The sequence below is a fragment of the Pseudescherichia sp. genome (assembly GCF_031987975.1).
In the GTDB taxonomy this organism is placed as follows: domain Bacteria; phylum Pseudomonadota; class Gammaproteobacteria; order Enterobacterales; family Enterobacteriaceae; genus Pseudescherichia.
This window is the reverse complement of sequence record NZ_DALZYX010000002.1, coordinates 131,776-143,535: the sequence shown is the minus strand read 5'-3', so window position 1 is coordinate 143,535 and position 11,760 is coordinate 131,776. Positions and strand designations below refer to the sequence as shown.

The following is an 11,760-nucleotide window of genomic DNA, read 5'->3' as shown; positions in this document are numbered from 1 at the left end:
GCGATATGTTAGCATGTGCGGCCTGAAAACTGGTATCAAAAGTTCGTATTAAGGCTTTGTAATGAACCGACAATCCTGGCTGATTAACGTCAGCCTGCTGAGAACCCATCCCGCGTTTCGCGCTGTTTTTATTGCTCGTTTTATCTCGATCGTGTCGTTGGGACTGCTCGGCGTTGCCGTGCCGGTGCAGATCCAGACGATGACCCACTCTAGCTGGCTGGTGGGGCTGGCGGTGACCCTGACCGGCGGGGCAATGTTTGTCGGCCTGATGGTCGGCGGCGTGCTGGCGGACCGCTACGAGCGTAAGCGGCTGATCCTGCTGGCGCGCGGCACCTGCGGTATCGGCTTTATTGGTCTCTGCCTCAACGCTGCCCTGCCTGAACCGTCGCTGCTGGCGATCTATCTGCTTGGCCTGTGGGACGGCTTTTTCGGCGCGCTGGGGGTGACGGCGCTGCTGGCGGCGACCCCGGCGCTGGTTGGAAGGAAGAACCTGATGCAGGCCGGAGCCATCACCATGCTCACCGTGCGCCTCGGATCGGTTATCTCACCGATGCTTGGCGGCCTGCTCCTCGCCTCCGGCGGCGTGGTGTGGAACTATGCCCTGGCGGCAGCAGGAACCTTTATCACCACCCTGACCCTGCTGCGTCTGCCCCAGCTGCCGCCGCCGCCCCAGCCCCGGGAGCACCCGTTAAAATCGCTGCTGGCGGCGTTTCGCTTCCTGCTGCGTAGCCCGCTGATCGGCGGCATCGCTCTGTTGGGCGGTCTGCTGACGATGGCCAGCGCCGTGCGCGTGCTCTATCCGGCACTGGCAATCCACTGGCAGATGTCAGCCGCCGAGATTGGTATCCTCTACGCGGCCCTGCCGCTCGGAGCGGCGCTGGGAGCGCTCACCAGCGGCAACCTGGTCCAGCGCCCGCGCCCCGGCGCGATTATCCTCTTCTCCACCCTTGGGGCCTTTGTCGCCATCGCCCTGTTTAGCCTGATGCCGATCTGGCCGCTGGGGGTGCTGTTCCTCGCTCTGGCGGGCTGGCTGGGCGCCATCAGCTCGCTATTACAGTACACCCTGCTGCAAACCCAGACGCCAGAGGCGATGCTGGGCAGGATCAACGGCCTGTGGACGGCACAGAACGTCACCGGGGATGCAATTGGTGCGGCGCTGCTGGGCGGGATGAGCGTGGCAATGACGCCTGCGGCTTCGGCCAGCGTCGGCGGAGCGGTGCTGGCGGTGACGGGGGCGGTACTGATTCTGGTGCTGGGTGAGCTGCGGCGTTTTCACCACAGCCCACCCGTTGACGCTTAACTGAATAGAGTAGCGAAGCGCTTGAGTAGCAGCGTGGCGCTGTAGTAGTCGAGGCGGAAGGTCTCGGTGCCAAGGGCGTAGACACGTTTGTTCTGCACCGCGCTCAGATGGCTCAGCAGCGGGTTGGCATAAATGGCCTCAGCGTCTTTTTCATTGCCAGCAAAGAGGAACAGTGCCTCGCCGTTCAGCCCGGCAGCGAGGTTTTCGCCCCCCAGCTGGACAATATCGTGGCGCTTGCCCTGGCTCTGGCTGGCGTGCAGCCCGTCGGGCAGGGTGGCGAGGGTAAAGCCCAGCTGGGAGAGCAGCTGACCCTGGGCCGAGTCCGTGGTCCACAGGTTGGCGCTGTGCGCCGCCGGGTTATAGACCAGGGCGCTGACCGGCTGCGGGGTCAGGGTCATCTGCTGTTTCACCTTCGCCAGCTGCTGATTGAAATCGCTAATCCGGGCTTTGGCCTGCTGCTCCTGCCCGGTGATCTCTCCGAGCTGGGTGAGCAGCGTCTGCCAGCTCTTATCGTCATAGTTGATGATCAGGGTCGGGGCGATAGCAGAGAGCTGATCGTAAAGTGCCAGCGCGGAGTCGCCCCCAGTGGCGCTGATCAGGATCAGATCCGGCATCTGGGCGGCAACCGCCTCGGCGTTCGGCTCGCCAATATAGAGTCGGGTCAGCTTGCGCGCTTTGGCTATCTCGCCCCACTGACGCAAAAAGCCGTTCTCATCGGCAACGCGGTTGTTTGGCGCGGTTGCACCGCTGGCGACCACCGGGGCGTCGATGGCCAGCAGCGAGCCGGTGAGCGTGACGCTGGTCGAGACAATGCGCAGAGGTTTATGATCGAGCGTATGAACGCCACGGCTGTCGGTGATCTGGCGGGGCCAGTCGGCGGCCTGGGCTACAGAAAGTCCTAAAACAAAAAGGCCCAGCATCAGCAGGGACCTAAGCGAAAATGGGGAGAATCTCACGGCGTGCATCCTGTTATTGTGCGGCTAATGCTTCTCATTTTCATCATTGTGCCGCCGGATGCAAGTTTTTAGCAGCACAAAACTGCGCCCTCTGAGGTTGACATCGCTAAGGATAACTCTTAGCTTACCGACCAAAATATAAATGATAATAATTCTTACTACTTTTATCGTTTTCGGAGAAGGATATGGATTCGTCACTAGCGGAGGAGACTCAGCTTACCGTGAACACGCTGGCATCAGACCAATTTTTCTTTATGTCGCCGTATCGCAGCTTCAGCACATCGGGCTGCGTTATGCGCATCAGCGAGCCGGCTAACGGCGGGGACGATCTCAACGGCGCATTCCAGCAGAAGCTGGCCCAGGCGTTCAGCGAGGCCAAAAAACAGGGGATCGCTAAGCCGATTGTGGTGGGTGCCATTCCGTTTGATACTACCCAACCCTCCGCGCTGTTTATTCCCCGCCGCTGGGAGAGCTTCTCCCGACCGGCGAAGCAGCACTCCGCGCGCTACTTCCAGGGGGGGGATGCCCTCAACGTGGTCACCCGTAAGGCCATTCCCGAGCACCCGGTCTTTACCGATATGGTGGCCCGTGCTGCCGCGCTGACCGCCACCCCGCAGGTGGATAAAGTGGTACTCTCGCGTCTGATTGATATTACCACCGACAAGCGCATTGACGGCGGAGCGTTGCTGGAGCGGCTGATAGCCCAGAACCCGGCCAGCTTTAACTTCCACGTGCCGCTGCCGGACGGCGGCGTGCTGTTGGGAGCCAGCCCGGAGCTGCTGCTGCGCAAAGAGGCATCGCACTTTAGTTCCCTGCCGCTGGCCGGCTCCGCCCGCCGCCAGCCGGACGATATGCTGGATCGCGAGGCGGGCAACAAGCTGCTGGCCTCGGAGAAGGATCGTCACGAGCATGAGCTGGTGACCCAGGCGATGAAAGCCGTGCTCGCTTCCCGCAGCCGCGAACTGATCCTGCCGGACTCACCGCAGCTGGTGAATACCCCGACGCTCTGGCATCTGGCGACGCCTATCGAAGGGGTTGCTCAGGCAGAAGAGAATGCCCTGTCGCTGGCCTGTCTGCTGCATCCCACCCCGGCGCTAAGCGGCTTCCCGCACCAGGCGGCAAAAGAGCTGATTGCCGGGCTGGAGCCGTTTAATCGCGATCTGTTTGGCGGCATCGTCGGCTGGTGCGACGCCGACGGCAACGGCGAGTGGGTGGTCACTATCCGCTGCGCACGCCTGCGCGAAAACCAGGTCCGCCTGTTTGCCGGGGCGGGGATCGTCCCGGCCTCTTCACCGGAGGCCGAATGGCGCGAGACCGGGGTAAAACTCACCACTATGCTCAACGTTTTTGGTTTGCATTAAGGAGCAATCATGACAATTCCCTTTACCCGCTGGCCCGATGAATTTGCCCGGCGCTACCGTGAGAAAGGCTACTGGCAGGATCTGCCCCTGAGCGATATTCTGACCCGCCACGCCCAGAGCGATGCGCTGGCGGTGATCGACGGCGAGCGTGAGTTTAGCTACCGCCAGCTGAATCAGGCGGCGGATAACCTGGCCGCATCACTGCAGGCGGAAGGCCTTCGCGCAGGCGAAACCGCGCTGGTGCAACTTGGCAACGTGGCGGAGTTCTACATCACCCTCTTTGCGCTGCTGAAAATCGGCGTCGCGCCGGTGAACGCCCTGTTCAGCCATCAGCGCAGCGAGCTGAACGCCTATGCGGCACAGATTAAACCAGCGCTGCTGGTGGCTGACCGCGATCACCCCCTGTTTAATGACGACCAGTTTCTTAATGGCTTCGTAGAGGAGCATGGCTCGCTGCGGGTGGTTTTACTGCGTAACGGAGCAGACGAGTACGCTTTGGAAACGGCGATTGCCCGTCCGGCGGAGAGTGCCGTCAACGCGCCGACGCCTGCCGATGAGGTGGCTTTCTTCCAGCTCTCCGGCGGCAGCACCGGCACGCCGAAGCTGATCCCGCGCACGCATAACGACTACTACTACAGCATTCGCCGCAGCAACGAGATCTGCCATTTCGACAGAGAGACGCGCTACCTCTGCGCGTTACCGGCGGCGCATAACTATCCGATGAGCTCCCCCGGTGCGCTCGGTGTCTTTTTGGCCGAAGGCTGCGTGGTGTTGGCTGCCGATCCCAGCGCCACCCTCTGCTTCCCACTGATTGAGAAGCACTGCATCAACGTGACCGCGCTAGTGCCGCCTGCCGTTAGCCTCTGGCTCCAGGCGATCCACGAGTGGGGCAGCAACGCCCAGCTGGCCTCCCTCAAACTACTGCAGGTAGGTGGCGCACGGCTCTCCGCGACTCTCGCCGCACGCATTCCGGCAGAGATCGGCTGCCAGCTACAGCAGGTGTTCGGCATGGCCGAGGGGCTGGTGAACTACACCCGCCTCGATGACAGTATTGAGCGCATCAACAACACCCAGGGCTGCCCGATGTGTCCGGATGACGAAGTGTGGGTAGCGGACGCCGAGGGCAATCCGCTCCCGCGTGGCGAGGTGGGCCGCCTGATGACGCGCGGGCCTTATACCTTCCGCGGCTACTTCAATAGCCCGCAGCACAACGCCAGCGCCTTCGACGAGAACGGTTTTTACTGCTCCGGGGATCTGATCGCCATCGACGAGCAGGGTTACATCACCGTTCAGGGGCGCGAGAAGGATCAGATCAACCGTGGGGGCGAGAAGATTGCTGCCGAAGAGGTGGAGAATCTGCTTCTGCGCCACCCGTCTATTATCCATGCCGCGCTGGTGAGCATGGAGGACAGCCTGCTTGGCGAGAAGAGCTGTGCGTACCTGGTGGTCTCCCAGCCGGTGCGTGCCGTGGAGATCCGCCGCTTCCTGCGTGAGCAGGGCGTCGCAGAATTTAAACTGCCCGATCGCGTGGAGTGCGTGGACGCGCTGCCGCTGACGCCGGTCGGCAAGGTCGATAAGAAAGAGCTGCGCCTGCGGCTGGCCGAACGGTCACAGGCGTAACAAGGAGAGAAGTATGGCAATTCCAAAATTAACCGGCTACGCCCTGCCTGCGGCCACCGAGATCCCGCAGAACAAGGTCAGCTGGGCCTTTGAGCCTGAGCGCGCCGCGCTGTTAATTCATGATATGCAGGACTATTTCATCAACTTCTGGGGCGAAAACTGCCCGATGATGGCCCAGGTGGTAGCGAACATCGCCGCCCTGCGTAAATTCTGCAAGCAGCACAACATCCCGGTCTACTACACCGCCCAGCCGAAAGAGCAGAGCGATGAAGATCGCGCCCTGCTGAATGACATGTGGGGACCGGGCCTGACCCGCAAACCGGAGGAGCAGCAGGTGGTTGCCGCCCTGGCCCCGGACGAGAACGACACCGTGCTGGTGAAGTGGCGCTACAGCGCCTTCCACCGCTCGCCGCTGGAGCAGATGCTGAAAGAGAGCGGGCGCAACCAGCTTCTCATTACCGGCGTCTATGCCCACATTGGCTGCATGACCACCGCCACCGACGCCTTTATGCGCGATATCAAGCCGTTTATGGTGGCCGACGCATTGGCGGACTTCAGCCGTGACGAGCATTTGATGGCGCTAAACTATGTTGCCGGACGTTCTGGACGCGTGGTGATGACTGAGGATCTGCTTCCGGTGCCGGTCAGCAAAGCCGCGCTGCGTGCGGTGGTGCTGCCGCTGCTCGACGAGTCCGATGAGCCGATGGATGACGAGAACCTGATCGACTATGGCCTCGACTCGGTGCGGATGATGGCCCTGGCCGCGCGCTGGCGTAAGGTCCACAGCGATATCGATTTTGTCATGCTGGCGAAAAATCCCACCATCGACGCCTGGTGGGCGCTGCTCTCCCGCGAGGTGAAATAGTGGCCGGGCTGGATTTCAACGGCAAAACGGTGTGGATCACCGGCGCGGGGAAGGGTATTGGCTACGCCACGGCGCTGGCCTTTGTCGAGGCGGGAGCACAGGTTACCGGCTTCGATCGCGACTTCAGCCAGGTCGACTATCCTTTCGCCTGTGAGGAGCTGGATATCGCTAATGCCGACCAGGTCGCAGCGGTATGCCAGCGCCTGCTGGCCGCCACCCCGCGTCTTGACGTGCTGGTGAATGCGGCGGGGATCCTTCGTATGGGAGCAACGGACCAGCTCTCCAGGGACGACTGGCAGCAGACGCTGGCGGTTAATGTCGGCGGCGCGTTTAACCTCTTCCAGCAGACCATGGCTCAGTTCCGTACCCAGCGGGGCGGGGCCATTGTCACCGTCGCTTCCGACGCTGCCCATACGCCGCGCATCGGCATGAGCGCCTACGGGGCCTCGAAGGCGGCGCTGAAGAGCCTGGCCCTGACGGTAGGGCTGGAGCTGTCTACCAGCGGCGTGCGGTGCAACATCGTCTCGCCTGGTTCTACCGACACCGATATGCAGCGCACGCTGTGGACCACCGCGGACGCCGAGCAGCAGCGCATTCGCGGCTTTGGCGAACAGTTTAAGCTGGGTATTCCGCTGGGCAAGATCGCCCGCCCGCAGGAGATCGCCAATACCATTCTGTTCCTCGCCTCCGACCTCGCCAGCCACATCACGTTGCAGGATATCGTGGTGGACGGCGGCTCGACGCTGGGAGCCTGAATATGATCTGGAAACGTCATCTCACCCTTGATGAGCTTAACGCTACCAGCAGCAACACGCTGGTTGCCCATCTGGGGATTGTCTATACCCGGCTGGACGACGATCTGCTGGAGGCGGAGATGCCCGTCGATGCGCGTACCCACCAGCCGTTTGGCCTGCTACACGGCGGGGCATCGGCGGCGCTGGCAGAGACCCTTGGCTCGATGGCGGGCTACATGATGACCCGTGACGGCCAGTGCGTGGTCGGCACCGAGCTGAATGCCACCCATCACCGCCCGGTGTCGCAGGGAAAAGTGCGCGGCGTCTGCCAGCCGCTGCATCTCAGCCGTCAGAGCCAGAGCTGGGAGATCGTTGTTTTTGACGAGCAGGGGCGGCGCTGCTGCACCTGCCGCCTGAGCACCGCGGTCTTAGGCTAATCCAGGCCCGGCGGCACTGCGCTCGCCGGGCCTGGAACTTCCCCCGCGTTTCATTCCGCATAAGTGATCTCCATTACAGAGTGTTGTAAATAACCGGTTGCCCCTCTGCTTTCTGACGTAACAACGTTGTTAAAATCCGCCGCCTGATCTAGAAACAAAATGTAACATCTTCCTGCCTCAGCCAACGGATAACGACTATGCAAAACTCAGGGAAATACCTTATTTGGGCATTGCTCGCGTTAACAGGAGCTTTTGCCCTCGGCTATATCGCGCTTAACCGTGGTGAACAGATTAATGCCCTCTGGATTGTGGTGGCGGCGGTCTGTATCTACCTGATTGCCTATCGATTTTATGGTCAGTACATCGCCCGCAACGTGCTGGCGGTAGATCCGACCCGCATGACGCCTGCCGTACGCCATAACGACGGGCTGGACTACGTGCCAACGGATAAAAAGGTACTCTTCGGCCACCACTTCGCGGCGATCGCCGGGGCAGGGCCGCTGGTAGGGCCGGTGCTGGCGGCGCAGATGGGCTACCTGCCGGGGATGATCTGGATCCTCGCCGGGGTGGTACTCGCGGGCGCAGTGCAGGATTTCATGGTGCTCTTCGTCTCTACCCGTCGTGACGGCCGCTCGCTAGGCGAGCTGGTGAAAGAGGAGATGGGACCAACGGCGGGGGTGATCGCGCTGGTGGCCTGCTTTATGATCATGGTAATCATCCTGGCGGTGCTGGCGATGATCGTGGTCAAGGCCCTGACCCACAGCCCGTGGGGAACCTACACCGTGGCCTTTACCATCCCGCTGGCGATCTTTATGGGGATCTACATTCGCTACCTGCGTCCCGGCCGCATTGGTGAAGTCTCGGTGATCGGTCTCTTCTTCCTGATTTTCGCTATCATCTCCGGCGGCTGGGTGGCGGAAAGCCCGACCTGGGCACCGATGTTCGACTTTACCGGCGTGCAGCTGACCTGGATGCTGGTGGGCTACGGCTTTATCGCGGCGGTGCTGCCGGTCTGGCTGCTGCTGGCCCCGCGCGACTACCTCTCTACCTTCCTGAAAATCGGCACCATCATTGGCCTGGCGATCGGCATCCTGATCATGCGTCCGACGCTGACCATGCCCGCCCTGACCAAGTTTGTTGACGGCACCGGCCCGGTGTGGACCGGCAACCTGTTCCCGTTCCTGTTTATCACTATCGCCTGCGGCGCGGTGTCGGGCTTCCATGCCCTAATCTCCTCCGGTACCACACCGAAGATGCTGGCGAATGAGGGCCAGGCCTGCCTGATTGGCTACGGCGGGATGCTGATGGAGTCCTTCGTGGCGATCATGGCCCTGGTCTCGGCCTGCATTATCGATCCGGGCGTCTACTTCGCCATGAACAGCCCGATGGCGGTGCTGGCCCCTGCCGGTACGGCTGACGTGGTCGCTTCGGCGGCGCAGGTGGTGAGCGGCTGGGGCTTTAGTATCACCCCGGACACCCTTAATCAGATCGCTAACGAGGTGGGCGAGCAGACCATTATCTCCCGCGCGGGGGGCGCACCGACCCTGGCGGTGGGGATGGCCTATATCCTCCACGGCGCGCTGGGCGGCCTGATGGACGTCTCCTTCTGGTACCATTTCGCCATTCTGTTTGAGGCGCTGTTTATCCTGACGGCGGTGGACGCGGGCACCCGTGCGGCGCGCTTTATGCTGCAGGATCTGCTGGGGGTAATCAGCCCAGGGCTGAAGCGTACCGACTCGCTGCCCGCTAACCTGCTGGCGACCGCGCTCTGCGTGCTGGCGTGGGGCTACTTCCTTCATCAGGGGGTGGTGGATCCGCTCGGTGGGATCAATACCCTCTGGCCGCTGTTTGGTATCGCCAACCAGATGCTGGCAGGGATGGCGCTGATGCTTTGTGCAGTGGTACTGTTCAAGATGAAACGCCAGCGCTTCGCGTGGGTGGCTCTCGTGCCTACCGCATGGCTGCTGGTCTGTACCCTGACCGCCGGCTGGCAGAAAGCCTTTAGCCCGGACGTAAAAGTCGGCTTCCTGGCGATCGCTAACCGCTTCCAGGGGATGATCGACAGCGGCAGCATTCCGGCCCAGTACACCGAGTCGCAGCTACGCCAGCTGGTGTTCAACAACCGTCTGGACGCCGGGCTGACCATCTTCTTTATGGTGGTGGTCGTGGTGCTGGCGGTCTACTCGCTGAAAACCGCAATGGCAGCGTTGAAAGAGCGCCAGCCGACGGCGAAAGAGACCCCCTACGAGCCGATGCCCGCCGATGCTGAGCAGGTAGTGGCCCAGGCGAAACGGGCGCACTGAGTTTGATAACGCCCCTCTCCCGGTAGGGGGAGGGGCAGGGAGCATACGATGTTTGATACCCTTGCGAAGGCCGGTAAGTATTTAGGCCAGGCCGCTAAAATGATGGTCGGCGTCCCGGATTACGACAACTACGTTGCCCATATGCAGCTAAACCACCCGGACCAGACCCCGATGAGCTATGAGGACTTTTTCCGCGATCGCCAGGACGCGCGCTACGGCGGTAAAGGCGGGGCGCGCTGCTGCTGATCAGGCGTTCAGCCCGCCATCAACGTCGATACCCGTGCCGGTAATATGCTTTCCGGCCGGGCCAGCGAGAAACGTTACCGCGTCGGCAATATCTTCCGCCTCACCGTAATGCCCTAGCGCAATGCCCTGACGCTGCACGTCAGCCCCTTCTCCGTCCGCCGGGTTCATATCGCTGTCGGTCGGCCCGGGGTGCACCAGATTCACCGTGATCCCACGCGGCCCCAGATCGCGCGCCAGCCCGCGCGTCAGCGAGTTAAGCGCCGATTTGGTCATCGAGTAGACCGCAATGCCTGGCAGCGCCACGCGGTTAGCCAGACAGCTGCCGATGTTAATAATCCGCCCACCTTCGCCGAGATGGGGGATCGCCGCCTGGGTGGCAATGACTACGCCGCGAATATTGACGTTTATCAGAGCGTCAATATCTTCGATCGACATCTCCTCCAGCGGCCCGCCGCGCGCAATTCCGGCGTTATTGACCAGAATATCCAGCCCGCCCAGCTGCGCGACGGTTTGCGCCACCGCGGTCTGGATGGCGCTAACGTCCGCACTGTCGGCCTGAATCGCCACGCCGGTACGCCCAAGCGCGCGGATCTCGTCCGCTACCGCCTGGGCTTTATCGGCAGATTTTTCGTAGGTGATGGCGACGTCCGCGCCTGCTCGCGCCAGCGACAGCGCAATGGATCTCCCTAAACCCCGACTCGCGCCGGTAACCAGCGCACGTTTACCGTTAAGATCGTATTGCATGGTGACTCCTGATAGGTGGAGGGTACACAATCACGTTATACGCTCTTATCAGCGCCTGCCAATAAGGCCAAACGCTTACTGATTAAATACCCCTACCTTCTCGAAAGCTGCTGGTTGACCAGATTTAATGTAGAGTTAATCCTCTACAATCGCGGACTTTAACGCATCAAAGGCAACTTCATGGCCATCAATTTTTCTGCTGAAACATTACGCGGGATCACTAACTTCGTGGTTGCGGCGCACTCCCGTAGCTTTACAGAGGCTGCTGAAAGCCTCGGCATCACTAAATCTGCGGTAGGAAAAAGTATTGCGCGCTTAGAAGAGAGGCTCGGTACACGCCTGTTTCATCGCTCGACACGTAAACTGAGCCTGACGACTGACGGAGAGGCTTACCTTAAAAGCTGCCTGTCAGCGCTGGACATTCTCGATACAGCGGAGCACGTGCTCTGTAGACGGCAGGAAATCCCTTCCGGAAACGTGCGGATCGATATGCCCGCCTCATTCGGGAGAAATTTGATGATGCCTTTGTTGCTCGATATTGTTAAACAGTATCCGGCCTTGAAACTCAAGCTGACATTTAATGACAGGCTCATTGACCCGGTGCAGGAGGGAATAGACCTGGTGCTCCGTCTGGGAGAGCTACAAAGCACCGATGAGCTGATTGCCCGTCGTCTGAGCAGACAGCGTTTCGTTTTATGCGCCACGCCAGCTTATCTTGAGCAACAGGGTATGCCGGTAGATATAGACAGTCTCAAGCAGCACCGCTGCATTATGGGTTACCGTCGCGGGGCACCTCTTGCCTGGCGTTTCAAGCCTGAAGGCGATAAAGAGATTCGCTTCATAGCTGATTCCGCTCATGAGATAAGTGATGGCGATGCCATGCTTCAGGCTTGCCTGGCAGGCCTGGGCATCGCACAGTTTCCAGAATCAATGGTGACTGAATACCTCGAAAAAGGCGACCTTGTTCCTGTGATGTCTGAATACGCTCCCGATCCCGCAGATCTCAATATCGTCTGGCCAAAAGCGAAGCATCTTTTTCCTAAAATCCGGCTTATCGTTGATCGCCTGCTCGCTAAGGCCGAAGAGGGACATTTTGGTTCTTTAAGGTAGACATAGTTTCTACGCTCAGACGATTTTCGGGCTGTTTATCGCTTACTATTAAGCTTTTATCCTGTCTGTCTTTATTCCGGTTAT

The 11,760-nt window shown here is 60.7% G+C and carries 11 protein-coding genes; 9 read left to right on the top strand and 2 right to left on the bottom strand.

The features are described 5' to 3' along the window. The first annotated feature begins 61 nt into the window (after window positions 1-61). The gene (gene entS / locus RTN40_RS04030) at window positions 62-1,300 is read left to right on the top strand and encodes an enterobactin transporter EntS (RefSeq protein ID WP_312227326.1); all 1,239 of its coding nucleotides are present in this window, start codon (window positions 62-64) and stop codon (window positions 1,298-1,300) included. On the opposite strand, the gene fepB is transcribed toward entS, so the two are convergent. Then, the gene (gene fepB / locus RTN40_RS04025; protein ID WP_312227636.1) at window positions 1,297-2,220 is read right to left on the bottom strand and encodes a Fe2+-enterobactin ABC transporter substrate-binding protein; all 924 of its coding nucleotides are present in this window, start codon (window positions 2,218-2,220) and stop codon (window positions 1,297-1,299) included. The genes entS and fepB overlap by 4 nt on opposite strands. A gap of 221 nt (window positions 2,221-2,441) precedes the next feature. Here fepB and entC point away from each other — a divergent pair, with 221 nt between their 5' ends. The 7 genes from entC to RTN40_RS03990 all read left to right on the top strand — a co-directional run bounded on the left by entC (window position 2,442) and on the right by RTN40_RS03990 (window position 9,822). Continuing rightward, complete coding sequence (entC, locus tag RTN40_RS04020) at window positions 2,442-3,617, top strand: isochorismate synthase EntC (protein WP_312227325.1); 1,176 nt, start codon at window positions 2,442-2,444, stop codon at window positions 3,615-3,617. Window positions 3,618-3,626: 9 nt separating this feature from the next. After that, complete coding sequence (gene entE, locus RTN40_RS04015) at window positions 3,627-5,237, top strand: (2,3-dihydroxybenzoyl)adenylate synthase EntE (protein ID WP_312227324.1); 1,611 nt, start codon at window positions 3,627-3,629, stop codon at window positions 5,235-5,237. Between the two features lie 13 nt (window positions 5,238-5,250). Beyond that, a complete protein-coding gene (locus RTN40_RS04010) occupies window positions 5,251-6,102 on the top strand; it encodes an isochorismatase (RefSeq protein WP_312227323.1) in 852 nt (283 codons plus the stop codon). An 8-nt stretch (window positions 6,103-6,110) separates the two neighbouring features. Further along, on the top strand, window positions 6,111-6,857 hold the full coding sequence (gene entA, locus RTN40_RS04005; protein ID WP_312227635.1) for a 2,3-dihydro-2,3-dihydroxybenzoate dehydrogenase EntA: 747 nt from the start codon (window positions 6,111-6,113) through the stop codon (window positions 6,855-6,857). Window positions 6,858-6,859: 2 nt separating this feature from the next. Further along, window positions 6,860-7,273 (top strand): proofreading thioesterase EntH, encoded by a 414-nt coding sequence (gene entH / locus RTN40_RS04000; protein ID WP_312227322.1) that lies wholly within the window; start codon window positions 6,860-6,862, stop codon window positions 7,271-7,273. A 197-nt stretch (window positions 7,274-7,470) separates the two neighbouring features. Next, complete coding sequence (gene cstA / locus RTN40_RS03995) at window positions 7,471-9,576, top strand: pyruvate/proton symporter CstA (RefSeq protein WP_312227321.1); 2,106 nt, start codon at window positions 7,471-7,473, stop codon at window positions 9,574-9,576. Between the two features lie 48 nt (window positions 9,577-9,624). Further along, window positions 9,625-9,822 carry a YbdD/YjiX family protein gene (locus tag RTN40_RS03990; protein WP_103819902.1) on the top strand — a complete coding sequence of 66 codons (198 nt, stop codon included), beginning with the start codon at window positions 9,625-9,627 and terminating at the stop codon, window positions 9,820-9,822. Here the strand turns inward: RTN40_RS03990 and RTN40_RS03985 are convergent, their stop codons facing one another. Next, a complete protein-coding gene (locus RTN40_RS03985) occupies window positions 9,823-10,566 on the bottom strand; it encodes a 3-oxoacyl-ACP reductase family protein (RefSeq protein WP_312227320.1) in 744 nt (247 codons plus the stop codon). It lies immediately after the preceding gene. Between the two features lie 180 nt (window positions 10,567-10,746). Between RTN40_RS03985 and RTN40_RS03980 the strand changes: the two genes are divergently transcribed. Further along, window positions 10,747-11,676: a LysR family transcriptional regulator gene (locus RTN40_RS03980; protein ID WP_312227319.1), complete on the top strand. Its 930-nt coding sequence runs from the start codon at window positions 10,747-10,749 to the stop codon at window positions 11,674-11,676. Window positions 11,677-11,760 lie beyond the last annotated feature (84 nt).

What these genes read in the sequence shown, in the direction of transcription:
- entS (WP_312227326.1), top strand. Translation starts at nt 62, where the DNA reads ATGAACCGACAATCCTGGCTGATTAACGTCAGCCTGCTGAGAACCCAT.
- fepB (WP_312227636.1), bottom strand. Translation starts at nt 2,220, where the DNA reads ATGCTGGGCCTTTTTGTTTTAGGACTTTCTGTAGCCCAGGCCGCCGAC.
- entC (WP_312227325.1), top strand. Translation starts at nt 2,442, where the DNA reads ATGGATTCGTCACTAGCGGAGGAGACTCAGCTTACCGTGAACACGCTG.
- entE (WP_312227324.1), top strand. Translation starts at nt 3,627, where the DNA reads ATGACAATTCCCTTTACCCGCTGGCCCGATGAATTTGCCCGGCGCTAC.
- RTN40_RS04010 (WP_312227323.1), top strand. Translation starts at nt 5,251, where the DNA reads ATGGCAATTCCAAAATTAACCGGCTACGCCCTGCCTGCGGCCACCGAG.
- entH (WP_312227322.1), top strand. Translation starts at nt 6,860, where the DNA reads ATGATCTGGAAACGTCATCTCACCCTTGATGAGCTTAACGCTACCAGC.
- cstA (WP_312227321.1), top strand. Translation starts at nt 7,471, where the DNA reads ATGCAAAACTCAGGGAAATACCTTATTTGGGCATTGCTCGCGTTAACA.
- RTN40_RS03990 (WP_103819902.1), top strand. Translation starts at nt 9,625, where the DNA reads ATGTTTGATACCCTTGCGAAGGCCGGTAAGTATTTAGGCCAGGCCGCT.
- RTN40_RS03985 (WP_312227320.1), bottom strand. Translation starts at nt 10,566, where the DNA reads ATGCAATACGATCTTAACGGTAAACGTGCGCTGGTTACCGGCGCGAGT.
- RTN40_RS03980 (WP_312227319.1), top strand. Translation starts at nt 10,747, where the DNA reads ATGGCCATCAATTTTTCTGCTGAAACATTACGCGGGATCACTAACTTC.